We start from the raw sequence: 22,257 nt of genomic DNA, 5'->3' as shown, positions 1-22,257 counted from the left end.
CCGCCACCAATGCTTGCTGCAAAGGGCAGACTAGCCCGCGTATTCAAACAGCATCAGCGTTTCCATGTGGGCAGTGTGCAGAAACATATCCGCGACGGCGACGTGCTCGACGCGATAACCTGCATGCACAAGGTGTGCCGCATCCCTGGCCAGCGTAGCCGGATCGCAGGAAACATAGGCAATTTTCGCTACTTTTCGACGCCCTAGCGCTTGGCATACGGCTTCAGCACCGCTGCGCGGCGGGTCGAGTACCACCGCATCGACCGGGTGTTCATCAAGCAGCGCCTTGACTGCCGTCGACTCATTGAGATCCGCCTGCTGGGCACTCACAACCAGTCGATTCAGCTCTGCATTGGCTTTCAAGCGCTCGACCATGGCGGCGCTTCCCTCTACGGCATGCACGCTGGCTCCTGCAGCGGCTATCGGCAGGCTGAAGTTCCCTATCCCGGCAAACAGGTCGAGCAGCCGCCCTCCTTGTCCAGGTGCCAACCATGCTATCACCTGCGCCACCATCTTTTGGTTGACCTCGGCATTTACTTGTAAAAAATCGCCGGGGGCAAACGTCAGCACCAGTTCGTTAGCGGTCTGTGAGTCAGTCACGCCCAATGCGCTCAATGAGAAGCGCTCTTCTAGTGCAGGTACCTCACCATACCAGTGCAGCGAGGGTGACTCCCGGCCCAGCCATATGCCAAAACGCACGTGGTGTTGATCTGCAAAGGATTGCCAGCGCCCCCTATCTTGAGGCTGCTCTTTGAGCTGTCGCACCAGCACTACCGTGGCCTTAGGGGTCGAGAGCAATTCGATATGGCCAATGGAGCGCGGTGCATCCAACTCGATAAGCAGCTGTTTTAACGGGTCTAGTAGCGCCTGTAGCGACGGCACCAACACATGGCAGTGTTCGATATCGACCAACCGATGGCTATTGGCTGCTCTAAATCCCAGGCGCACGTTACCCTGACCATCGACCTTGACGCCTAGACGAGCCCGTCGGCGATAGTGTTCGGACTGCCCGTTAATGGGCGTCACTGCCGATAGCCTCACGCCTTGACGGGCCATCAGTTCACTAACGACCTCACGCTTATGGGCACGCTGTGCATCGAGCGCTAGGTGCTGCAAATCACATCCGCCACAGTGGCCGAAATGCGCGCACGGCGGCTCTACACGCTGGGGAGAGCGGGTTACTAACGTTTTGACGTGCGCTTCGTCGAAGCGCTTGCGCGTGACATGTACCGCCACCTCGACCTGCTCTCCAGGCAGCGCCCGATCGACGAACACGGTTTTACCGTCCGGGTGATGGGCCACGCCACGCCCATCATGGGCCAAACGCTCGATCGACAGCGGCGCGCCGACATCGATGCCGATAGGCTGCTTGGTCGGCACGCCGTTGCTATAAGGTTGGCGGGCCAACCCAGAGTGGCCCGAGGCGGGCCGTGGTGGCCGCCGCTTACCCAACATAGCCATCTATACCTCCGGGGCGAACAGGCCCGTGGAGAGATAGCGATCGCCTCGGTCACACACAATGAACACGATGACCGCATTTTCGGTTTGCTCGGCAATACGCAGGGCGCCTGCCAAGCTGCCACCCGATGACACGCCCGCCAAAATGCCCTCTTCACGGGCCAAACGGCGCATGTGTGTCTCGGCTTCCTGCTGACTGATATCGAGTGTGATATCCACCCGCGGCGCTTCGAATATGGCGGGCAGATACTCCTGTGGCCAGCGGCGGATGCCTGGAATACTGGCCCCATCGGCGGGCTGTAAACCGACGATTTGAATCGCACTATTCTGCTCTTTCAGGTAGCGCGACACGCCCATGATCGTTCCGGTGGTTCCCATTGAACTCACGAAGTGGGTTACCTCTCCGCCCGTTTGCCGCCACACTTCCGGCCCGGTGGTACGGTAATGCGCCAGCGGGTTATCCGGGTTGGCAAACTGGTTCAGTGGTTTGCCTTCTCCCCGAGCGATCATGGCGTCAGCGATGTCCCGCGCTTCTTCCATACCGCCCTCTTTACTGGCCGTGATCAGCTTGGCGCCGTAAGCGGCCATGGCCTGCTTGCGCTCGGCGGAGGCGTTTTCCGGCATGACCAACGTCATGTTGTACCCTTTGATGGCCGCTGCCATAGCAAGTGCAATGCCGGTATTTCCAGAGGTCGCTTCGATGAGCGTATCTCCCGGCGAGATCTCACCGCGGGCTTCGGCTTCGCTGAGCATGGAAAGCGCCGGGCGGTCCTTGACCGAGCCGGCCGGGTTATTCCCCTCCAGCTTGGCCAATAGCGTGTTGTTCTTTCCAGCACTGATGCGCTTAAGGCGCACCAAGGGCGTATTGCCCACCACCTCTTCGAGCGTGGGATAATTCATCGGACACTCCTTATCGTAACCGTTATGCTGCATTATATCGGTGCTGCCTGTGAGTGGACAGGCAACCTTCCAGATTCGACGAGCTTCTTTCATGTCATTAAATACGCGCCTGCTGTTCGCTCTGCTTGGTTTCCCTCTGCTGGTCTATGCCGTCATGGCCGTTCTGCTGGTCCTGCAAAATGAACATACCGGTAGAAGCGTGCTCGAAGATCGGTTGACCAGCGCTGGAGAATTGTTAGCTCCCAGCCTTGGGGCTGCCATGGCCGATGGCGACTTGCCACGACTGGAAGCGTTGGCCCGTCAGTTGTTGGAGCACCGTGGTCTAAGAGCGGTGACACTGTTCGACGAGCAGGGCAACCGCTTGTTGGTACTGGGCCGTTCGATGCCGCCTCCGCCGCGCCTGAACGCGCCCGACGTGACCGTCATCGCCAAAGAGGAAGACACGTGGCGCCTACAGGTACCGATCACCAGTCAGGCGGTGGGTGGGACCAGCCTTGTTACCAACGGCTGGTTGGAAGCCGAGATGGATATCCGCGCACTAACGCTCGAGCGCTACCGTTTGATCGCCAGCTTGAGCCTCGGTGGCATGCTGCTCGGCCTGCTGCTATTCCTGGCGGCCTTTGCCATCAGCCGCTACGCCAGCCGACCTATCGAAGAGGCCAACCAAGCCCTATATCGCTTGTCCCGTGGCGATTACAGCCTCGTGATGTCCCACGCCAAGCCCACCGAATTCAAGCAGCTAGCCAAACACATCAATCGACTGGCCGAGCATTTCCAACAGGCTCAACGAGATATGCAGAGTCAAATCGAGCAGGCGACCAGCGAGCTGCAAGAGTCGATGGAAACCATCGAAGAGCAGAACATCAAGCTAGACCTCGCCCACCGCAGCGCACTTCGGGCCAACGCGGTCAAATCCGAATTTCTAGCCAATATGAGTCATGAAATCCGCACGCCGCTCAATGGCATCGTGGGTTTCTGCCGCCTACTCGGGCGCTCTTCGCTGGATAGCCGTCAAAAAGAGTGGCTAGAACACGTTCGTCGCGCCTGCGACAACCTGCTCATGCTGGTGAACGATGTCTTGGACTTCTCCAAACTGGAAGCCGACCGGCTTACGCTGGAAGAGGTGGACGTCGATATCGTTGCTTTAGTCGATGAGATCATAGGCCTACATGCCCCGGAAGCGCAGCGCAAGCAGCTCCATTTGGTCGCCATGGTGTACGACGACGTGCCCACGCCGCTTTGTGGCGATCCGCTGCGCATTCATCAGGTGCTCAACAACTTGCTAGGCAATGCGATCAAGTTCACCACCGAGGGGGAGGTGATCGTTCGCGTGATGCTAGAGAACCAAGAGGGGCAGCATGTCGTGCTGCACATTAGCGTCAGCGATACGGGCATCGGGCTGAGCGAAGAGCATCAGCAGCAGCTCTTTAGTGCCTTCTCCCAGGCAGAGCCCAGCCATTCGCGTCAATTTGGCGGCACCGGTCTTGGGCTGACCATCTGCCGCCAACTCATTCAACGAATGGGCGGTGAAATCACCGTCGATAGTGAACTCGGCAAAGGCTCGACGTTCTCTTTCACTCTGCCGCTGTTGGCGCATCTTGCCGACGAACGCCCTCCAGAATTGACCCTGGATGGCCCGATCATTCGACTTCACGAGCCGCACCTTCCTACCCGCAACGTGCTCGAGCACCTGTTAGAGCGCTGGGGAGCGCGTCCTGTCTCGTTCATCGATGCAGGCAATGAGTCACTGCTGATTCTCTGCCTCTCGGCTGAGGATTTTAACGACGAGCGAAAAGGCTACTGGCAGTCGGTCATTGAGCAGACGCCTTGTCCGGTACTGGTGCTGGCCAATACCACCAGCTTCGATCTACCCACCTGGGAGCTTCCCCACGGTGGTGAGATGCTGTGCAAGCCATTTACCCGAGCGCAGCTGGCCACCACGCTACGCCACCTCTTGCAGCCACAGGCACAGACAGCGCCCAGCGCCAACGTTTCTAAACCGCTACCGGCCCCGCGCTTGACGATTTTGATCGTCGACGATAATGCGCCTAACCGCGAGCTGCTCAAAGCGATGCTGGAGAGCGATACCCTGCGAATCGCACTCGCCGAGAGCGGCCATGAGGCGTTAGAGTTTGCCAAACATGCCACCGCTGACATGGTGCTCATGGACATTCGAATGCCCGGTATGGATGGCATTCAAACGACCCAAGCATTGCGACGTATCAACAATAGCTGGGCACGCTGCCCCATCATTGCGGTGACGGCCCACGTGTTGAGCGCGGAACGCCAGCAGTGGCTATCCGAGGGGTTGGACGACGTCATGGTCAAGCCCATCGACGATGTTCAGCTACAGCAGCTGCTCCAGCGCTTTTTAGGGGTGGCAGCCAAGCCTGCGTCGACAGAGCCCACTCGCGCCTTGCAAGCCCCTATCGAACCCTCAAGCTCGCTGCCTGCCGTCGACCTGACGCTGGGTGCCCGACTGGCTGGTGGCAAAGAAACGCTGGCCAAGCAGCAGTTGGTACGGCTCATCGATAGCCTGCCCGAAAGCGAGCGACACATCCGTCGTGCGTTTTCAGCGGAGGATTTGACGACACTACTGGATTGGGTACACGGCTTGAATGGCGCTAGCCGATATTGCGGTGCGCCGGAGCTTGCGCTACTGGTAGAAACATTGGAAACGCGGCTGCGCACCAGCGGACTGCGGCATGTGGAAACGCTGCTGGACGAGCTCTACACCGCCATGGAAAGACTCAGCCAGGAGCGCGCTGCGCTGGTCGAAAAGTGATGACCGACGTCATCGCTCCAGTACGACAAAAGCAACGGCATAATCGGCTTCATCGCTTAAGGTAATGTGGGCGGCGGTGGCGCCGCTTTCGAGAAATCGGCGCTGCGCTTCACCGCTGAGCTTGAGGCTCGGCTTACCCAGTGCATCGTTGAGCACCTGTATCTCGCCCCACTGCATGCCCTGGCGGAGCCCTAGCCCAAGCGCCTTAACGAAAGCCTCCTTGGCCGCAAAGCGTTTTGCCAAATAAGCCGTCGCCTGCCCCTTCGACTGCCATGCACGCTGCTCGTCTGGCCCTAAGATGCGCTGCGCAAAACGAGGACCGTGACGCGTCACGGCCTGACGAAAGCGTTCAACCCGAGCAATGTCCGAGCCAATTCCGACGATCATATCAATGACTGCAGCAGTGGTGACCATCGCCGTGATCGTGGTCATGTTCGTGGGCGTCCAGGGCGGCCATCAAGCCCGCTTCCTGACCCGCGATGATCAAACGCTTCATCTCTTGAATGGCTTCCTTCAAACCAACGAAGAGCGCTCGGGCAATGATGGCATGACCGATATTGAGCTCGTTGACGCCGGGCAGTGCGGCAATCGCTTCCGCATTGTGGTAATGCAGACCGTGTCCGGCATTGACCACCAAGCCTAGTGAAACCGCGTACACCGCCGCCGCGCTGAGGCGATCATACTCGGCGTTGGCCTCGGCACTGCCCGGCTTGGCGTCGGCGTAAGCGCCAGTGTGTAGCTCGATGGTGGGCGCACCGGCACGATGGGCAGCATCGATCTGTGATTCCTCGGGGTCGATGAATAGCGACACGTCACACCCCGCCGCCGCTAAGCGCTGGCAGGCGCTAGCGATCTGCTCGAAGCCGCCAACCACATCCAGGCCGCCTTCGGTGGTGAGCTCTTCGCGCTTTTCAGGCACTAAACACACGTGTGCCGGGCGTACCTCTTCTGCCAGCGCCAGCATTTCTTCGGTGACGGCCATTTCCAGGTTCATGCGCGTATTGAGCACCTCGGCCAAGAGCCGCACGTCGCGGGGCTGAATATGGCGACGGTCTTCGCGCAAATGAACGGTAATGCCATCGGCTCCTGCCTCCTCGGCCAGCAGCGCTGCCTGCACCGGGTCGGGATAGCGTGTACCACGCGCCTGACGCAGCGTGGCGATATGATCGATGTTTACGCCGAGTAAAATCCGTGGGGGGTGCATGCAGAGACTCCAATCAATCAACAGCGATAGAACACTATCGCGATCAGTGGTAACGGTGGCTCAAGAGCGATGACGGCGGCGAGCCAAATCCAGCATCAATTCACGGGAACGCAGAGCGGTAGTTCCTAAGTGAGGAGCCAGCGCTGCCCGCATGACCGCTTTCAATGCATTGGCCAGGCCCGCTGGCTGCCAATCACCCTGTTCGATTAATCGAAGGGTACGTCCTTCGATGCCTTGAGGTGCGGCAACGAACGCGCGAGTGTCGGCTTCGAAACGGTAGCGCTGATGTGGGTCCAGCGCACCTCCCTCTGGGGTGCTAAAGCGCGGCGTGGCCTCGAGCACGTCCAGAAGCGCCCATTCGTAGCGCCTAAGCGCCAGACCGCGCTCGGCGGGCACTGGCAGTGCCTCCAGCAGCGCGCTGTAAAAAGCAAAAACTTCGGTCGCCGCGAGTTCAAGGGGCAGCAAGCGAGTGGCAATTTCGTTAGCGTACAGGCCACATAGCAGCCCCTCGCCGGCCAGCAAGGCGGTGTGCCCACGCGACTCCATCAACGTCAGCCGCTTCAGCTCTCGTTCGCCGCGCCAGGAGACGAACAGCGGCGTAAAGGGTTGCAGCCGCTGACGAGATTTCGAGCCGGGCCGCTGCCCCCCGTGAGCTACCGCACGGATGCGGCCATGGTCGAGTGTCAATAGATCGACTAGCGCGCTGGTTTCACGGTAGGCACGGCGATGAAGCAAAAACGCAGGCTCGGCGGTCATGGAGCCACTCAATCGAGATCGTAACCCAGGCTCTTCAGGGCCCGCTCGTCGTCGGACCAGCCGCGCTTGACCTTGACCCACAGGTTGAGCATGACTTTCGTTCCCAGCGCGCGCTCCATGTCCAGGCGCGCCTCGCGGCCAATGCTCTTGATTCGGTCGCCGTTCTCGCCAATCAAAATCACCTTCTGCCCCTGACGCTCTACCAAAATCAGCGCGCTGATATGCGTGACTCGCTCGGTCTCGCGAAACTCTTCGATCTCGACCGTCATCTGGTAGGGCAGCTCGTCGCCGAGCTGACGCATGACTTTTTCACGCACTAGTTCAGCCGCCATGAAACGCAGGCTTTTATCGGTGATCTGGTCTTCCGGGAAGAAATGGATACTCTCGGGCAGGTGCTTGGCGACTTCCTCTTCCAGGGTCTCTACTTGGGTGCCATGCTTGGCAGAAATGGGTACCACGGCGGCAAATTCACGGCGTGCGCCCACATCGGCCAGCCAAGGCAGCAGATCGCCTTTGTCTTGAAGACGGTCGACCTTGTTGACCGCGAGAATGACCGGCGCCTTCACGTGCTCTAGACGCTTCAGTACGGCTTGGTCTTCGTCTGTCCAACGGGTGCGGTCGATGATGAACACCACGCAGTCGACATCGCGCAGTGCCTGGGTCGCCGCTTGGTTCATGAAGCGGTTGATAGCCTTGTTACGATCCTTGGACATGATGTGCATGCCCGGCGTGTCGACATAGATGAACTGCGTATCGTCGACGGTTTTGATACCCATCACTTGGTGGCGCGTGGTTTGCGGTCGCCGAGAAGTGATCGAGATTTTTTGCCCCAGAATCCGGTTCATGAGGGTTGACTTGCCTACGTTGGGACGGCCAACGATGGCCACGAAGCCGCAGGTTTGGCTCATGATTTGTCTCCAGGGGGTTGCTCGAGATAGGACAATGCTTCTTCCGCAGCCTGCTGTTCGGCATGGCGGCGGCTGGGGCCTTTACCCGTGGTATGCTCGCTTAAAAGCTCGATGTAGCACTCCACGGTAAAGGTCTGGGCATGCGCCTCACCCTTTACAGAGACCACTTCATAACGTGGCAGCGCCGCTTGGCGCGACTGCAAAAACTCTTGTAAGCGTGTTTTGGGATCTTTCTGAGTATCTTGCAGCGAGATGTTTTCCAGGCGGTCGGCGTACCATGCGAGTACGCGCTCGCGCACGGCATCCATTCCAGCGTCTAGATAAATCGCGCCAATCACGGCTTCTACAGCATCCGCTAGAATCGATTCACGGCGATGGCCGCCGCTCTTCATTTCTCCCGACCCCAGCCTCAAGCACTCGCCAAAGGCCATTTCTCGGGCCAGCTCCGCTAGGGTTTGGCCCTTGACCAAGCGGGCGCGCAAACGCGAGAGCTGCCCTTCCCGCGCCTGGGGAAAGCGCTGAAACAGCGCTTCGGCAATCACGAAATTGACGATGGAGTCACCCAGAAATTCCAGGCGCTCATTGTTGCGACCACCGTAGCTTCGATGAGTCATGGCCAGTTCCAAAAGCGTTGGGTCGCCAAAGGTATGGCCGATTCGTCGGCAAAAAGCGGTTAAGGAATTACTCACAGTGCTCCTACGTCATTGACGTTAACTAAGACAACCACACTTACGATTTGAAAACGGTACTGCTTCATTCGATACGCCGTATGCTGGTAAAGCTAGGTAGCCCGCCATCCCAATGCATCCACACGGCAAAGGCGCGACCGACGATGTTCTCTTCCGGCACGAAGCCCCAGTAGCGGCTATCGTTGGAGTGGTCGCGGTTATCGCCCATCATGAAATAGTGGCCTTGCGGTACGACCACTTCACGCATTTGCGGGCCTGGATCACGGGGATTGTTATAGATGAAGTGACTCACGTCACCCAACTCCTCCTCCAGCAACAGCTGCTGAGGGGAACGCATCGGCCCCTCTTCGATCAATGCCTTACTGACCGGCTCGCCATTGACATAGAGCTGCTTACCTTCATAGCGAATACGGTCGCCGGGCAGCCCCACCACGCGTTTGATGAAGTTCACCGATGGCTCTTCAGGAAAACGGAATACCATGACATCGCCCCGCTCGGGATCGTCTACTTCCAAAAAACGATGATGAACGACCGGCAAACGTAGGCCGTAGGCGAATTTATTGACGAGAATGAAATCGCCGACTTCCAACGTGGGCTTCATGGAGCCCGAGGGAATTTGAAATGGCTCGATGATGAAGCTGCGCACCACCAGCACCACCAACAGCACCGGAAAGAAAGAACGCGAGTAGTCGACCGGCCACGGCTCTTTTAAGAGCTTCTCCCGCGTCGGCGCATCCAGCCCTTCCATGGTGGCCGACTCTGCTTTTGCCACGCGCTCACGGCGCTTTGGCCGAAGCACCAGCACATCCAACAGATAAATGGCCCCTGAGAGCGCGACGGCAAGTACCAATAACAGTGAAAAATCCATGTGGGGTTCGTATCCCTAGTCGTTTACCTTGAGCACAGCAAGGAAGGCATCCTGGGGAATTTCGACACGCCCCACCTGTTTCATCCGCTTCTTACCGGCTTTCTGTTTTTCGAGCAGCTTTTTCTTACGGCTGACGTCGCCGCCATAACATTTCGCCGTGACGTTTTTACGTAGCGCTTTTACCGTCGAGCGGGCCACGACCTGGCCACCAATCGCTGCCTGAATCGCCACGTCGAACATTTGACGGGGGATCAGCTCTTTCATTTTCTCCACCAGCAAACGGCCGCGGGAGTGAGCATGGTCGCGGTGAATGATGACCGCCAGCGCATCGACTTTGTCACCGTTGATCAGCACATCCAAGCGCACGAGTTTTGCCGCTTCGAAGCGCTCGAAGTTGTACTCGAGCGACGCATAGCCACGCGAGATGGATTTTAAACGGTCAAAGAAATCCATGACTACTTCCGACATGGGCAGCTCGTAGGTGAGCTGGATCTGGTTACCCAGAAACTGCATGTCGAGCTGGGTGCCGCGGCGCTGTTCACACTCGGCGATCACGTTGCCGACGAACTCCTGAGGCACCAGAATGCTGGCCCGCACGATAGGCTCACGCATCTGCTCGACATCGGCCATGTCGGGTAGCTTGGAGGGGTTGGAGACGTACTGAATGTCGCCGTTCTTCATGGCGAGCTCGTAAACCACCGTCGGCGCCGTGGTGAGCAGGTCTAGATCGTACTCGCGCTCCAGACGCTCTTGGATGATCTCCATGTGCAGCGTACCAAGGAAGCCCACCCGGAAACCAAAGCCCAGCGCATCGGAGTTCTCCGGCTCGTACTCGAGAGAGGCATCATTGAGGGCCAGCTTTTCCAAGGCATCGCGGAAATCTTCGTAATCGTCCGCGCTGACCGGGAACATACCGGCGTAGACCTGCGGCTTCACTTTTTGAAAGCCCGGCAAACGTGGTACGTCTGGTGTCTTGGTATGGGTAATGGTATCCCCCACCGGAGCGCCGTGAATCTCTTTGATACCGGCCACGATGAAGCCGACCTCACCGGCGCGCAGAAGGTTGGTCTCTTTGCGCAGCGGTGTGAAGATGCCTACCTCGGTGGCGTTCCAGTCGCGTCCGGTCGACTTGATACGGATCTTATCGCCTTTGCGCAACGTGCCGTCGAATAAGCGCACCAGCGAGACGACGCCCAGATAGTTATCGAACCAAGAGTCGATGATCAGCGCTTGCAGGGGCGCTTCGGGATCACCTTTAGGCGGCGGAATGTCTCGCACCAGCCGTTCGAGCAGCTCGTTGATACCAATACCGCTTTTTGCAGACACTTGGCACGCGTCAGTGGCGTCCAGGCCAATGATTTCCTCTACCTCTTGGGCGACGCGATCCGGGTCGGCCTGCGGCAGATCGATCTTGTTGAGCACGGGTAGTACTTCCAGCCCCTGCTCGATGGCGGTGTAGCAGTTAGCTACCGACTGCGCTTCCACCCCCTGCGCCGCGTCGACGACCAACAGGGCCCCTTCGCAGGCATAGAGCGAACGCGACACTTCGTAGGAGAAGTCGACGTGCCCAGGGGTATCGATGAAGTTGAGCTGGTACACCTGGCCATCGGCAGCGGTGTAGTCCAGCGTGACGGACTGAGCTTTGATGGTGATGCCCCGTTCACGCTCGATATCCATGGAGTCGAGCACTTGCTCTTTCAGCTCACGTTCGGTCAAACCACCACAGGTTTGAATCAGACGATCCGACAGCGTCGATTTACCGTGATCGATGTGGGCAATGATGGAGAAATTGCGAATATGCTTGAGCTTTCCGCTGGAAACGTCATGAGACATCGAGTGTGTTCTACCTTATTGGTGCGCAAGCGTGGGAGTTGCGGCGCTGGGCCGAAGGGCGAAAAACGGAAACCGCACCACTGCATTGCCAAAGTTCGTCAAAAGATAAGCGCTATTGTAGCGATATGCGCGGGATAGGAACAGCAGTCCGGCGAGAACCGCCGGACTGGAGGGAATTGACGCTTGGGTTAATCGAGGCGAAGGGCAACGAACAGCGAGCGGCCGTCGCGATAGAGACGCACGGGAATCGCTCGGTCGTTCGGTAGCGCTTCGACGATTTGCATCAGCTCGTCCGCCGAAGAGACACTGCGGTGGTCAATACTCACCAAAATGTCGCCAGCACGCAGCCCTGCCTGCGCCGCAACGCTATCCGGTTCGACCTGGCGTACTTCGACGCCGCCACTGATCCCCAAACGCTCACGCGTTGCTTGATCGACTTCGGCAACGGCGACGCCTAACCGCACTTGGTTATCGCTGCCCGATGCTGAGGCAGATGACGCCATATCTGGCCAGCTACCCAGCTCAACGGTTTCCGACACCTGCTCGCCATCTCGCATCAGCGTCAATTCGACATCGTTACCGGGTGCAACGCGACCGATCAGCCGCGGCAAGGTGCTGGAGCGATCCACTTCTTCACCGTTGACTTCGATGATGACGTCACCGGCTTGCAAGCCACCCTGAGCCGCAGGGCCTTCGGGATCTAAATCGGCAACCAGAGCACCAACCGCTTCGCTCATACCGAAAGACTCGGCTAGATCCTGCGACACCGGCTGGATCATCACGCCCAACCACCCACGATTTACACGGCCATCTTCACGGAGCTGATCTGCCACGTCCATCGCCACGTTGATTGGGATGGCAAACGAGAGGCCCATAAAGCCACCGCTGCGGGTAAAGATTTGCGAATTGATACCGATGACTTCGCCTTCCAGATTAAACAGCGGGCCGCCGGAGTTACCCGGGTTGATGGCAACGTCGGTTTGGATGAACGGTACATAAGCATCACGAGGTAGCGTGCGGTTGATCGCACTGACGATACCCGCCGTCACCGAGTGATCGAAGCCAAAGGGAGAACCAATGGCCGCGACCCAAGCCCCCACTTTCAGCTCGTCGGAATCGCCCAAATTGAGCACTGGCAGGTTGTTGGCATCGATTTTCAGCAGTGCCACGTCGGTTTGTGCATCACTACCAATCAATTCAGCGGGCAGTTCACGGCGGTCATTGAGACGCACCAGAATTTCATCGGCGTCCTGCACTACGTGTGCGTTGGTCATCACATAACCATCGGCACTGATGATGAACCCAGAACCAAGCGACTGTCGCTCTTGGCTACGGCTACCGCCTCCACCACCGGGAGGTGTTGGAAAGCTATCGCCAAAGAAGTGGCGGAAAATTTCGGGAATTTCCTGATTGCCAAACCCTTGGAGGGCTGGGCTGCGCTGCACCGTTCGACTGGTGGAAATATTGACGACGCCTGGTGCAGCGTCTTCTACCAACTCAGTGAAATCGGGCAGCGTTTGCGCATAGGCATTTTGGCCGATCAGAAACATCGCGACCAAGCAGAGCCATAGTGTCGAGGGGAGAACCAAGCGCTTCATGCAACAGCTCCTAGTCAAGCAGATACGAAACGAAGGGAGTGCAACTCTTAGCGAGCTACGGAACAACTAACTGACCAAGCGTGGACGGAAGCGTTCCATCCGCTCGCGCAGTAGATATTTAAGGGCCAGTACGCTGCACATCAAGGCGCTAAAGAAGAGCGCTACGCTCAACCATTCGCGCGCATCAAGTAGCGAAGCAGCGCCTGCCACCAATAACGCTAACAGCAAAGGAATGACATAAATCAGAAGCGTTAGATAGTTCATCTGACGCTTGGGTAGCGCAATAGTGACGTCACTGTTCAGAGGATAAGCCGCCGGAAGTGAGGGGCGAGGGGCAGAAGCAAAAACGATAATTCGCTGCTGCTGGCGACGCGCCAAGAGCCCCATCCCGCAACCACGTCCCTCCGCACAGCGCTGGCAAGCACCGCTCAGCGAGACATCAACGATCAGTCCGGTATCGGTGTAACCAGCTACTTTACCTACTCTGAGTAGCGCTCCACATCCAGCGTCCGACATAGTCATCATCGAGGCTCGATACGCACAGATTGCACGACACGCTCCAAGGTAGCCGGCGGAAGCTCACCGATACCAATCAGTTGCCAGCGCTGCTCGCCCTCTGACAGCATCGAAATGGCGGCAGTCGATACGCCTAATCGATGCACGCCCTCTTCGAGCATGGGTTGCTCGACCGGAGTGACGAAGAGGCTCACCGCCGCTAGACCATCACTAAAAACCTGCTGATTCTCTGCTGACTGACCCGGCTCTTGTGGCTGAGCAATAAACCCTTCAGGCAACCAGTCTACTCGCCATGAGAAAGAAGACCGTTCGGTGGTCACGTCGCTGGCAACGTGCCCCTCATAAAGCACAGGAGATTGCAGTTGGGTAATCTGGAAGGTTTCTAACACGCGATCTTGATGGTCACTCAAGACATGCTTGAGTAGCAGTCCCGTTGATTTATCGACCCACCATGCATGCTGGTAGCGCTGCTGGTCTTGTGGCACAAAACGAAGCGCAACTGCGTCACGCCCCGCCACACGGGTGTTTTCTTGCAAAGAGACATCGTAATAAGAAGCGATGTGCTGAGCCCAAGCTTGAGAGGCGCTTAGATCGTTGCCCTCGTTTGGGGTAAAGCGTGCCATGTAGCCTGCAATGGAACGTCTCTCGACACTCACGGACGGTCCATCCAAGTGCTGAACGACCTGCTGGCGCACGCCATCTCGAATACGATGAGAGAGCGCCAACGTTCTGACACCTATCGCATCGATGGTCACGGCTCGGGCCTGAAAATCGTAACAGTGCCCTGCCACCATACTGCGCGCTAACCATGCCAAAGCGGTGTCAGGGGATGATTCGTCGTCAAGCGCCGAACAAACGATGGGCGGCTGCGCATCGGCGAGGGCCAGAGTCGGGATAAGGCCAGCGCCAGCCATACCGAGCGCCAGCGCCACTCCCCAAACGCTTTTCTTAGCAGTCGCCATACCGATCAAACAGCCTCTTTAGAACGATTAAGGTCAACCTTAGCTATCGATTTATCGCTGGCCTAACGGCTCGGTCACTGATGAACGCATCAGCGGCGTCCAGCTATCGCCACCACCAATCGCAGCGCCTTGTGCATGCTGCTCGAGATAGGATTGCAGCATACGAAGTTGATCCACATCGATGGTCGTTGCTTGTTGCGCCATCATGCCCTGGGGTGCCACGGGCGTTGAAAACCCCGTCTCACTGATATTCATCAAACCACTGCTACCCGATTGTCCGCTAATCCGGAATGGGGTTGGCTCGAACATGGGCATGTCTGACGCAACCATCGATGCAGGCTGAGCCGCACTCAAACTCACTGGCTGCACTTGCGTCCCAGGGTTAGACTGCGACGCCACCGTGTTGCCTGTTGGCTGGGCGGTACCGGTCGAGCCATTACCGTTGAAGAACTGAACGCCGGTAATCACCATGAGCGATACGGCAGCCGCCACCCCGGCGCCGCGGGCAAAGGAGATGCCTCCCGTGCGGGCAGGTACAGTCGTAACGTCACTCTCGACGGACGGCGCGGGCTCGTCTTCGAGGCGCACCATGATACCAGCAGAGAGATCAACGCTGACATCCACGCTGCGCTCCCGCTGCATCATGCTGCGCGCTAGGTGGTAGCGACGCCACGTCTCTGCCGCATCGGCATCGTCAGGCAGTGATTTCAACACTCGGCGCAATTCAAGCTCATCACTTTCGTTGTCCATCAATGCTGAAAGTGATTCCCGTGTGTTTTGACTCATACTTCACACCCTCACACTGTGTTAGGAGACGTTCAGCGACCACACGGCTCATGCGTGTTTTAGCCGCAAAACCTCGCAGGCCAAGACCTAATGACTCATTTATCGCTCATGCATGACAGTCAACGGTTCAACTCGAACATGCTAGACAGCCTCTATGACGCTTCACTTGCGAGACAGTTCACTAAAAATACAAAAACGTAAGTATTTGTGACCGCCACCTACATGAACAACCTGGCATACATCACTCATCTCGGCTGTTACGTGCGGTGCTGACCAGCGGACGAATGTGCTCATCCACTGCCTCCCTGGCACGAAAGATACGCGAACGCACGGTGCCTACCGGGCACTGCATGACTTGAGCGATGTCTTCATAGGCCAAACCGTCCAGCTCGCGCAGTGTGATGGCCGTGCGCAGATCATCTGGCAGCTTTTCGATCGCTTCGAAGACGGCGGCTTCCAGTTGGTCGCGGGCAATGGATGCCTCAGGTGATTCGGAATCCGCCAAACGACCGCTTTGATCGACGATTTCAGCATCGACGATATCTAAATCGCTACCGGGCGGTCTGCGACCGCGTGACACTAAATGGTTTTTAGCCGTGTTGATGGCAATACGATACATCCAGGTATAGAACGCGCTTTCCGCTCGAAACTTACCCAGTGCTCGATAGGCTTTAATGAAAGCTTCCTGCGCAACGTCCTGCACTTCTGCGTGGTCATGCACGTAGCGCCCGATCAACCCAATAATCTTATGCTGGTACTTCTTTACCAGTAGATCAAAAGCGCGTGTGTCACCTTTTTGAGCACGTTCAACCAACTGTTGATCCGTTTCACGAGTGCCCATTCACACGCTCCTTTGGCTCGCACGTTTGACGCCGAGCGTTGTTTCGTTGTCGCCCTAGTAATCGGGCCTTCACAGCAAGCAGCATAGCGTCCCTTGGGCATCTATTAATTTTCATGGAGGACATCAGCAAGCAATCTCGGCCTACCGCCGGTGGTGGCGCGCAAGGCAGCTTGCGACAATGCCGTCTAGTGTTACGCGTTCTTAGCAGCGCATCAAGCGCTTACCCCCTTTCTCGAAACCCTGAGGCTGACATTTTTCCTTAATGCAAAGTTCCGTAACAATTGATTTTTACCACCCTGACGCGCCATAGTAGTGACCACGTTTCGTCCATCGCGCACGCACAGGTAGCAAGATGTCAGATCAACAGGTTAGTAACCTCAACGTCCTCGCTCAGGATGTTCTTACCACCCCCGAAGCATTGAAAAATACCATCCCGCTCACGGAAAGCGCCGAACGCTCGGTGATCGAGGGCCGTCGGACCATTCAAAACATCCTGGATGGTAAAGACCCACGTTTGCTCGTCGTCGTGGGCCCTTGCTCCATTCACGATGTCGAGGCCGCGCTGGATTATGCACGCCGTTTGCGCACGCTAGCGGAACAAGTCAGCGATAGCCTATATATCGTGATGCGCGTCTATTTCGAAAAGCCGAGGACGACCGTAGGCTGGAAAGGGTTGATCAACGACCCTCACCTGAACGACTCTTTCGAAATCGACGAAGGCCTGCACATTGCCCGCAAACTGCTAGTCGACCTAGCGGAAATGGGCCTGCCGTTGGCCACCGAGGCGCTCGATCCGATCTCCCCTCAGTACCTGCAAGACTGCATCAGCTGGTCAGCGATTGGCGCGCGCACGACCGAGTCCCAAACGCACCGCGAGATGGCTTCCGGCCTCTCTTGTCCCGTTGGGTTCAAAAACGGTACCGATGGAAGCCTGGACGTGGCGATCAATGCACTGCAGTCCGTGGCAAATCCGCATAACTTCTTGGGCATCAACCAAGCGGGACAAGTGGCCATCATCCGTACCCGCGGCAATGGCTATGGCCATGTGGTGCTGCGCGGCGGTAACGGAAAGCCTAACTATGATAGCGTCAGCGTCGCTCTGGCAGAGAAAGAGCTGAAAAAATCAGGCCTCTCAGCCAATATCATGATCGACTGTTCCCACGCCAACTCGAACAAGGACGCTGCCCTGCAGCCACTGGTGCTGGAAAACGTCACCAATCAGATTTTAGAAGGCAACACCTCAATCATTGGTTTGATGGTGGAATCGAACATTGGCTGGGGAAACCAAAAAGTACCGGCAGACTTGAACCAACTGCAGTACGGCGTCTCAATCACCGACGCTTGCATCGACTGGGACACGACCGTCGAGACGTTCACGCGCATGAACGAGAAACTCGCCCCGGTACTGGCCAAGCGCGCCACCGCTTAATAACGCGGCCTCGCCCTCTACAATGCCCTGCCGCACGGCGGGGCATTTTGGTTGTCGCTATTTAACGTTGCCTAATCCCTAGGCTTGGATGTCACGCTTGAAAGGCGGCAGCGCATCTAACAACGCCTGACCGTAGCGCCGTGTGATCACTCGGCGATCCAACAGCGTAATCACTCCGCGATCACTCTCTTTTCGGATCAAGCGACCGCAGGCCTGCACGAGCTTGATCGAGGCATCTGGCACACTGATGCGCATGAAGGGGTTACCGCCTTGACTCTCGATCCACTCGGCCAGCGTTGCACCTACGGGGTCATCGGGCACGGCAAACGGCAGCCGGGTAATCACGACATGGGTAAGGTAATCCCCCGGCAAATCGATCCCCTCCGCAAAACTCGCCAAGCCAAAAATCACGCTCCCCTTGCCACCATCCACCGCTGCTCTGTGTCGTTCGATGAGTTCTCGTTTGGGCAGTGCGTCTTGGGCCAAGATGCGCTCTTTTGCCGCAACGGGCAGCGCCTTTTCGACCGCGCGCAGCTGAGCTCGCGAGGAGAACAGTACCAGCACTGCTTCCTCCTCTCCCAGTTGCGAGACAAAGCTCACGATCGCCCGCTCGTGCGCCTCTCGGTCGCCGGGGTCTGCGGCTTCGGCAGGCACCCGCAGCACTGCGTTGGCATAGTCAAACGGGCTGGGCAGGGCCTGATAACGGTATCGGTTTGCCAATCCGGCGCGCTCTTGCAACCGCTCGAAGCGGCCCAGCGCCGTTAACGTGGCGGAGGTCACCACGGCCCCGTGGCAGCGGCCCCACAAATGCTTGGCGAGGGTATGTGCGGCGGAGACGGGACTCGCCGAAAACTCGATTTCCGGCTCCCCTGCCACACGGCTCAGCGTTAACCAGCGCGCACTGGGTGGCGCATTGGGAGCATCCTGCTCGCTGAACGCCTGCCAAAGCGCGTGGGCCTCCAGCGCGCGGCCATGCAGCAGCGCCATCAGCGGCAGCCAAGCTTCCGCCTGTTCCCGATCCAGGCCGGTTTGCTTATCGGGATCGAGGCTTTCCCGTAAGATATCGCTAATGCTCTCCAAGCTCCTCGACAGCGTGGCAAACATGACCAGTAGTTGTTGTGCCTGTTCGCGCAGCGCCTCAGGCACTTGGCCTTTCTCGAAACGCTGCTGGTGGCTGGCTTCTTCATCGGCAAGGCCGTTTTCTCGCCCGGCAAGCTGATGCCCCATGCTAAACACATCGCCCAGCGCGGGCTCCAAGCCATGCAGCAATTCGGGCAACCCTGCCAATAGCCGAGCGATGGTAGGCTGAACCGCCAGCCCCTGGTGCAAGTCCGTCAGACTGGTTTTCAATGTTTTCAACCAGCGTAGACAACCATGCACGGCAAAACGGTGAGCAAAGTGCGATAGCGCTTTGTCCGGCAGGTGGTGACCTTCGTCGAAGACAAAAATGCAGTCGGCGGGGTCCGGCAAAATCGCACCGCCCCCCAGGGCTAGATCCGCCAGCACGAGGTCGTGATTGGCAACGATCACGTCGGCATTTTCCAGCTCTCGTCGCGAGCGGAAAAAGGCACAAGCACCGAAATGGCCGCACCGGCGACCGGTGCACTGGCGATGGTCGACCGTAAGCTGTCGCCAGTGCGAGTCATCGATCGACACCGGCCAGGTATCGCGGTCGCCCTCCCAGTCGCCCTTGCCGTAAGCGTCGGCCATATCGGTGGCCAGCACGTTGAAGTCGCTGCTATCGGCTTGCAACGACTGCTCGAATAGCGAAAGCGTTGGGTTGGGCTCACTTCCTTCTAGCGCTTGATCCAACCGCGCTACGCAAACGTAACGGCCACGCCCTTTGGCTAACGCGTAGCGAAAGGCAACCCCGCTATGGCTCGCCAGTGAGGGCAAGTCCTGGTTGAGTACCTGCTCTTGAAGCGCCACGGTGGCCGTGGACACGATCAAGCGCTTACCCTGCGCCTTGGCGATGGGCAGCCCCGCAATGAGATACGCCAGTGTTTTGCCCGTGCCAGTACCGGCCTCCAGCACGCAGACGTGGCTATCGCTAACGCGCTTTCCCTCGCTATCGCACTCGATGTCGCCCAAGGTTCGGGCGATTTCGGCGATCATCAAGCGCTGCCCGTAACGCGGTGTGAGCTCGAGCTTCTCCACCACGTTACGGTAAGCCTGCTGGATATCGTTTTTTAGCGCGTCATTCAACATCCGAGTTACAGCATGCCTTCCGGCGGGTGTTCGCAGGGCAACTTACCGTTGATATAGCGCTCGATTTCAGGCAACGAGAAAGCGTCCTCTTCGCCGACGAAGCTGATCGACACCCCTTTCGCCCCGGCACGGCCGGTACGTCCGATACGATGAACGTAATCTTCCGGGTCTTCTGGCAAGGTATAGTTGATCACGTGGCTCACGTCTTCGATATGAATTCCGCGGCCGGCCACGTCGGTGGCCACCAGCACCTGCACGTCCCCTTCGCGGAAGCTTTCCAACGTCTTGATGCGCTGATTCTGCGGCACGTCGCCCGAGAGCATGGCCGCGCTGATACCGGCTTTTTTCAGCAGGTCATCCAGCTTACGGACGAGATCCCGGCGGTTACCGAACACCATGACGCGTTCGAAGCTCTCCTGCTCCAGAAGCTTCACGAGTAGGCGCTGTTTATCGTCATCGGAAACGAGATAGACCCGCTGATCGATGTCCGCTTGATTCTCGACGGTGACTTCGATCTCGACGTGCGCCGGATCGAGTGTCCACTGGCTCGCCAGATTGAGAATATCGTCGGTGAAGGTGGCCGAGAACAGGAACGTCTGACGCTCCTCTTTCTTTGGCGTGTAGCGGATGATGCGCTTCACGTCGGGAATGAACCCCATGGAGAGCATGCGATCCGCTTCGTCGAGCACCAGCACTTCGGTTTCAGAAAGGTCGATATCACGCTTCTGGTGGAAGTCCAGCAGACGCCCCGGCGTCGCGACCAAGATATCGATCTTCTTACCCAGGCTTTCGCGCTGCTTTTGGTAATCCATACCGCCTACGACGCTGGCGACATTGAGCGGCGTGAAGCGCGCAAGCGCCTTGGCGTCTTTCTCTATTTGCAGCGCCAGCTCGCGGGTCGGTGCGATGATCAACGCGCGGGGAGCCCCCGGTTTTTGGCCATCCGGCGTGGGCTCTTCGAGGAAGTAGGCCAGCACGGAGATCAAAAAGGCGGCGGTTTTACCGGTGCCCGTCTGCGCTTTACCAACGATGTCGCCTCCCAACAGCGTATGGCGCAGTGCTTCCGCTTGGATAGGCGTGCAGTACTCGAACCCTTGGGCGTGAATCGCACGCATCAAAGGCAGCGGCAGATCAAAGTCATGGAAGCGCCACTTGCCGGCAACGGCGGGCACCTGAAACTGACGAAGATCCCAGTTCGACTGACGACGACGCGGCTTACGACGACGACGTTTAGGCTTGCGGTTCTGGGCCGATGCTGTGGTCTGTTCCGACTCGCTCATAGGCTGTGTATCTGTCCATTGCTGTGGATGTTAGGCATCACGAATTGCGCATTGTACCAGGGGTTGGCGATAAGAGCGCGCCCTGCTGTCGAAGGAGCGCGCTAGCCTGTTAGAATGAGGCATTCACTGACCCAGGGAGCGCGACATGACGCGTAAGAAAAAGACTCGTTCATTGGCGGACAAAGTAACGATCCGCACCGGTCGCCGCAAAGATTATAAAAAGTGGCGCCATGAGAACCCCGACCAGGTGACCTCGTCGCGCCGCTTCGTCGCCAAAAAGCAGCAGCAGCGTAAGCTCCAGGCCGTGCGCAAATTGGCGCGCCAGCAAAGCGGCCAAACGATCGCCATCCATCCTGACAAAGAAGGCGATCACTCACCAGGAGAGCCGTCCTAATGCGCTTGGTCTCGTTCAACATCAACGGCATTCGGGCACGCTTGCACCAGCTTCAAGCGCTGATCGACACCCAGCAGCCCGATGTCATCGGCCTTCAAGAAACCAAAGTACAGGATAGCGAATTCCCCGTGGCCGACGTGGAAGCCATGGGCTATCACGTTTTTTTCTACGGCCAAAAAGGGCATTACGGCGTTGCGCTTTTATGCCGTCAACGGCCGCAAGCGGTGTATTACGGCTTTCCCGATGACGACGACGACGCCCAGCGGCGCATGATTGGCGTCAAATTGCTCGCGGAAGACGGCGAGCCGGTCACGGTATGGAACGGCTACTTCCCTCAAGGCGAGAGCATCGATCACCCTACCAAGTTTCCGCACAAGGAACGCTTTTATCGACAGCTCGCCAGCCTGCTCGACTCCCAGCATGCCCCCGACGAGCGCTTGGCGGTCATGGGCGATTTCAATATCTCGCCTGAGGACCAAGACATCGGCATTGGTGAAGCCAACCGCAAACGCTGGCTTCGAGAAGGCAAAACCAGCTTTCAACCCATCGAGCGTGAGTGGCTGGAAGGCATCAAAGCGTGGGGGCTGAGCGACAGCTATCGGCTATGTCATCCAGACAACGATGAGTGGTTTAGCTGGTTCGACTACCGCTCCAAGGGCTTTGATCGCGACCCCAAACGAGGGCTACGCATCGACTACATACTGGTTTCGAAGCCGCTGGCCGCGTGCGTGACCGATGCGGGTATCGACTACCCGCTGCGCGCCATGGAGCGCCCGTCCGATCATGCCCCCACCTGGAGCGACTTTACGCTCACCCTTAGCCCGTGACGAGGCGGCGCCGGA

The 22,257-nt window shown here is 58.0% G+C and carries 20 protein-coding genes; 4 read left to right on the top strand and 16 right to left on the bottom strand.

The window, feature by feature from the left end; translation table 11 throughout:
* Positions 1-30: 30 nt before the first annotated feature.
* Positions 31-1,461 carry a 23S rRNA (uracil(1939)-C(5))-methyltransferase RlmD gene (gene rlmD / locus FHJ80_RS11390; protein WP_139527291.1) on the bottom strand — a complete coding sequence of 477 codons (1,431 nt, stop codon included), beginning with the start codon at positions 1,459-1,461 and terminating at the stop codon, positions 31-33.
* Positions 1,462-2,358 carry a cysteine synthase CysM gene (gene cysM / locus FHJ80_RS11385; RefSeq protein ID WP_139527290.1) on the bottom strand — a complete coding sequence of 299 codons (897 nt, stop codon included), beginning with the start codon at positions 2,356-2,358 and terminating at the stop codon, positions 1,462-1,464.
* A 91-nt stretch (positions 2,359-2,449) separates the two neighbouring features.
* Here cysM and FHJ80_RS11380 point away from each other — a divergent pair, with 91 nt between their 5' ends.
* Positions 2,450-5,143, top strand: a complete 2,694-nt coding sequence (locus FHJ80_RS11380) for an ATP-binding protein (protein ID WP_139527289.1) — start codon at positions 2,450-2,452, stop codon at positions 5,141-5,143.
* A 9-nt stretch (positions 5,144-5,152) separates the two neighbouring features.
* Here the strand turns inward: FHJ80_RS11380 and acpS are convergent, their stop codons facing one another.
* The 12 genes from acpS to rpoE all read right to left on the bottom strand — a co-directional run bounded on the left by acpS (position 5,153) and on the right by rpoE (position 16,104).
* On the bottom strand, positions 5,153-5,530 hold the full coding sequence (gene acpS / locus FHJ80_RS11375; RefSeq protein WP_139527730.1) for a holo-ACP synthase: 378 nt from the start codon (positions 5,528-5,530) through the stop codon (positions 5,153-5,155).
* A 1-nt stretch (position 5,531) separates the two neighbouring features.
* Positions 5,532-6,347 carry a pyridoxine 5'-phosphate synthase gene (pdxJ, locus tag FHJ80_RS11370; RefSeq protein WP_139527288.1) on the bottom strand — a complete coding sequence of 272 codons (816 nt, stop codon included), beginning with the start codon at positions 6,345-6,347 and terminating at the stop codon, positions 5,532-5,534.
* Between the two features lie 60 nt (positions 6,348-6,407).
* Positions 6,408-7,103 carry a DNA repair protein RecO gene (recO, locus tag FHJ80_RS11365; protein ID WP_139527287.1) on the bottom strand — a complete coding sequence of 232 codons (696 nt, stop codon included), beginning with the start codon at positions 7,101-7,103 and terminating at the stop codon, positions 6,408-6,410.
* Positions 7,104-7,111: 8 nt separating this feature from the next.
* Positions 7,112-8,011 carry a GTPase Era gene (gene era / locus FHJ80_RS11360; protein WP_139527286.1) on the bottom strand — a complete coding sequence of 300 codons (900 nt, stop codon included), beginning with the start codon at positions 8,009-8,011 and terminating at the stop codon, positions 7,112-7,114.
* Positions 8,008-8,700 carry a ribonuclease III gene (gene rnc, locus FHJ80_RS11355; RefSeq protein ID WP_139527285.1) on the bottom strand — a complete coding sequence of 231 codons (693 nt, stop codon included), beginning with the start codon at positions 8,698-8,700 and terminating at the stop codon, positions 8,008-8,010. The genes era and rnc overlap by 4 nt, the downstream gene beginning before the upstream one ends.
* A 64-nt stretch (positions 8,701-8,764) precedes the next feature.
* Entirely contained in the window at positions 8,765-9,568 is an 804-nt protein-coding gene (gene lepB / locus FHJ80_RS11350) for a signal peptidase I (RefSeq protein WP_139527284.1), read from the bottom strand.
* Between the two features lie 15 nt (positions 9,569-9,583).
* On the bottom strand, positions 9,584-11,401 hold the full coding sequence (gene lepA, locus FHJ80_RS11345; RefSeq protein ID WP_139527283.1) for a translation elongation factor 4: 1,818 nt from the start codon (positions 11,399-11,401) through the stop codon (positions 9,584-9,586).
* A 188-nt stretch (positions 11,402-11,589) separates the two neighbouring features.
* A complete protein-coding gene (locus FHJ80_RS11340) occupies positions 11,590-12,999 on the bottom strand; it encodes a DegQ family serine endoprotease (protein ID WP_139527282.1) in 1,410 nt (469 codons plus the stop codon).
* A 66-nt stretch (positions 13,000-13,065) separates the two neighbouring features.
* Positions 13,066-13,524 carry a SoxR reducing system RseC family protein gene (locus FHJ80_RS11335; protein WP_255303933.1) on the bottom strand — a complete coding sequence of 153 codons (459 nt, stop codon included), beginning with the start codon at positions 13,522-13,524 and terminating at the stop codon, positions 13,066-13,068.
* On the bottom strand, positions 13,521-14,477 hold the full coding sequence (locus FHJ80_RS11330) for a MucB/RseB C-terminal domain-containing protein (protein WP_231125636.1): 957 nt from the start codon (positions 14,475-14,477) through the stop codon (positions 13,521-13,523). The genes FHJ80_RS11335 and FHJ80_RS11330 overlap by 4 nt, the downstream gene beginning before the upstream one ends.
* A 51-nt stretch (positions 14,478-14,528) precedes the next feature.
* Positions 14,529-15,263 carry a sigma-E factor negative regulatory protein gene (locus FHJ80_RS11325; RefSeq protein WP_139527281.1) on the bottom strand — a complete coding sequence of 245 codons (735 nt, stop codon included), beginning with the start codon at positions 15,261-15,263 and terminating at the stop codon, positions 14,529-14,531.
* Between the two features lie 241 nt (positions 15,264-15,504).
* Positions 15,505-16,104, bottom strand: a complete 600-nt coding sequence (rpoE, locus tag FHJ80_RS11320; RefSeq protein WP_139527280.1) for an RNA polymerase sigma factor RpoE — start codon at positions 16,102-16,104, stop codon at positions 15,505-15,507.
* Positions 16,105-16,456: 352 nt separating this feature from the next.
* On the opposite strand from rpoE, the gene FHJ80_RS11315 reads away from it, so the two are divergent.
* Positions 16,457-17,533, top strand: coding sequence for a 3-deoxy-7-phosphoheptulonate synthase (locus tag FHJ80_RS11315; RefSeq protein WP_139527279.1), 1,077 nt, complete (start codon positions 16,457-16,459; stop codon positions 17,531-17,533).
* A 78-nt stretch (positions 17,534-17,611) separates the two neighbouring features.
* Here FHJ80_RS11315 and dinG read toward each other — a convergent pair whose 3' ends face one another.
* Positions 17,612-19,741, bottom strand: a complete 2,130-nt coding sequence (dinG, locus tag FHJ80_RS11310) for an ATP-dependent DNA helicase DinG (RefSeq protein WP_139527278.1) — start codon at positions 19,739-19,741, stop codon at positions 17,612-17,614.
* Positions 19,742-19,746: 5 nt separating this feature from the next.
* Positions 19,747-21,021 carry an ATP-dependent RNA helicase RhlB gene (rhlB, locus tag FHJ80_RS11305; RefSeq protein ID WP_139527277.1) on the bottom strand — a complete coding sequence of 425 codons (1,275 nt, stop codon included), beginning with the start codon at positions 21,019-21,021 and terminating at the stop codon, positions 19,747-19,749.
* 145 nt (positions 21,022-21,166) lie between these two features.
* Here rhlB and FHJ80_RS11300 point away from each other — a divergent pair, with 145 nt between their 5' ends.
* Both FHJ80_RS11300 and xthA read left to right on the top strand, forming a co-directional pair.
* Positions 21,167-21,415, top strand: a complete 249-nt coding sequence (locus tag FHJ80_RS11300; protein WP_139527276.1) for a hypothetical protein — start codon at positions 21,167-21,169, stop codon at positions 21,413-21,415.
* Positions 21,415-22,242, top strand: coding sequence for an exodeoxyribonuclease III (gene xthA / locus FHJ80_RS11295; protein ID WP_139527275.1), 828 nt, complete (start codon positions 21,415-21,417; stop codon positions 22,240-22,242). Before FHJ80_RS11300 ends, xthA begins: the two co-directional genes overlap by 1 nt.
* Positions 22,243-22,257 lie beyond the last annotated feature (15 nt).

The organism is Halomonas sp. BL6 (assembly GCF_006228115.1).
GTDB classification, from domain to species: Bacteria; Pseudomonadota; Gammaproteobacteria; order Pseudomonadales; family Halomonadaceae; genus Vreelandella; species Vreelandella piezotolerans.
Note: the sequence above shows the minus strand (reverse complement) of the source record. Positions and strands in the feature narration are given on the sequence as shown.

What these genes read in the sequence shown, in the direction of transcription:
- rpoE (WP_139527280.1), bottom strand. Translation starts at nt 16,104, where the DNA reads ATGGGCACTCGTGAAACGGATCAACAGTTGGTTGAACGTGCTCAAAAA.
- FHJ80_RS11335 (WP_255303933.1), bottom strand. Translation starts at nt 13,524, where the DNA reads ATGATGACTATGTCGGACGCTGGATGTGGAGCGCTACTCAGAGTAGGT.
- recO (WP_139527287.1), bottom strand. Translation starts at nt 7,103, where the DNA reads ATGACCGCCGAGCCTGCGTTTTTGCTTCATCGCCGTGCCTACCGTGAA.
- rlmD (WP_139527291.1), bottom strand. Translation starts at nt 1,461, where the DNA reads ATGGCTATGTTGGGTAAGCGGCGGCCACCACGGCCCGCCTCGGGCCAC.
- xthA (WP_139527275.1), top strand. Translation starts at nt 21,415, where the DNA reads ATGCGCTTGGTCTCGTTCAACATCAACGGCATTCGGGCACGCTTGCAC.
- dinG (WP_139527278.1), bottom strand. Translation starts at nt 19,741, where the DNA reads ATGTTGAATGACGCGCTAAAAAACGATATCCAGCAGGCTTACCGTAAC.
- era (WP_139527286.1), bottom strand. Translation starts at nt 8,011, where the DNA reads ATGAGCCAAACCTGCGGCTTCGTGGCCATCGTTGGCCGTCCCAACGTA.
- lepB (WP_139527284.1), bottom strand. Translation starts at nt 9,568, where the DNA reads ATGGATTTTTCACTGTTATTGGTACTTGCCGTCGCGCTCTCAGGGGCC.
- acpS (WP_139527730.1), bottom strand. Translation starts at nt 5,530, where the DNA reads ATGATCGTCGGAATTGGCTCGGACATTGCTCGGGTTGAACGCTTTCGT.
- cysM (WP_139527290.1), bottom strand. Translation starts at nt 2,358, where the DNA reads ATGAATTATCCCACGCTCGAAGAGGTGGTGGGCAATACGCCCTTGGTG.
- FHJ80_RS11300 (WP_139527276.1), top strand. Translation starts at nt 21,167, where the DNA reads ATGACGCGTAAGAAAAAGACTCGTTCATTGGCGGACAAAGTAACGATC.
- FHJ80_RS11325 (WP_139527281.1), bottom strand. Translation starts at nt 15,263, where the DNA reads ATGAGTCAAAACACACGGGAATCACTTTCAGCATTGATGGACAACGAA.
- FHJ80_RS11315 (WP_139527279.1), top strand. Translation starts at nt 16,457, where the DNA reads ATGTCAGATCAACAGGTTAGTAACCTCAACGTCCTCGCTCAGGATGTT.
- pdxJ (WP_139527288.1), bottom strand. Translation starts at nt 6,347, where the DNA reads ATGCACCCCCCACGGATTTTACTCGGCGTAAACATCGATCATATCGCC.
- FHJ80_RS11380 (WP_139527289.1), top strand. Translation starts at nt 2,450, where the DNA reads ATGTCATTAAATACGCGCCTGCTGTTCGCTCTGCTTGGTTTCCCTCTG.
- lepA (WP_139527283.1), bottom strand. Translation starts at nt 11,401, where the DNA reads ATGTCTCATGACGTTTCCAGCGGAAAGCTCAAGCATATTCGCAATTTC.
- FHJ80_RS11340 (WP_139527282.1), bottom strand. Translation starts at nt 12,999, where the DNA reads ATGAAGCGCTTGGTTCTCCCCTCGACACTATGGCTCTGCTTGGTCGCG.
- rhlB (WP_139527277.1), bottom strand. Translation starts at nt 21,021, where the DNA reads ATGAGCGAGTCGGAACAGACCACAGCATCGGCCCAGAACCGCAAGCCT.
- FHJ80_RS11330 (WP_231125636.1), bottom strand. Translation starts at nt 14,477, where the DNA reads ATGGCGACTGCTAAGAAAAGCGTTTGGGGAGTGGCGCTGGCGCTCGGT.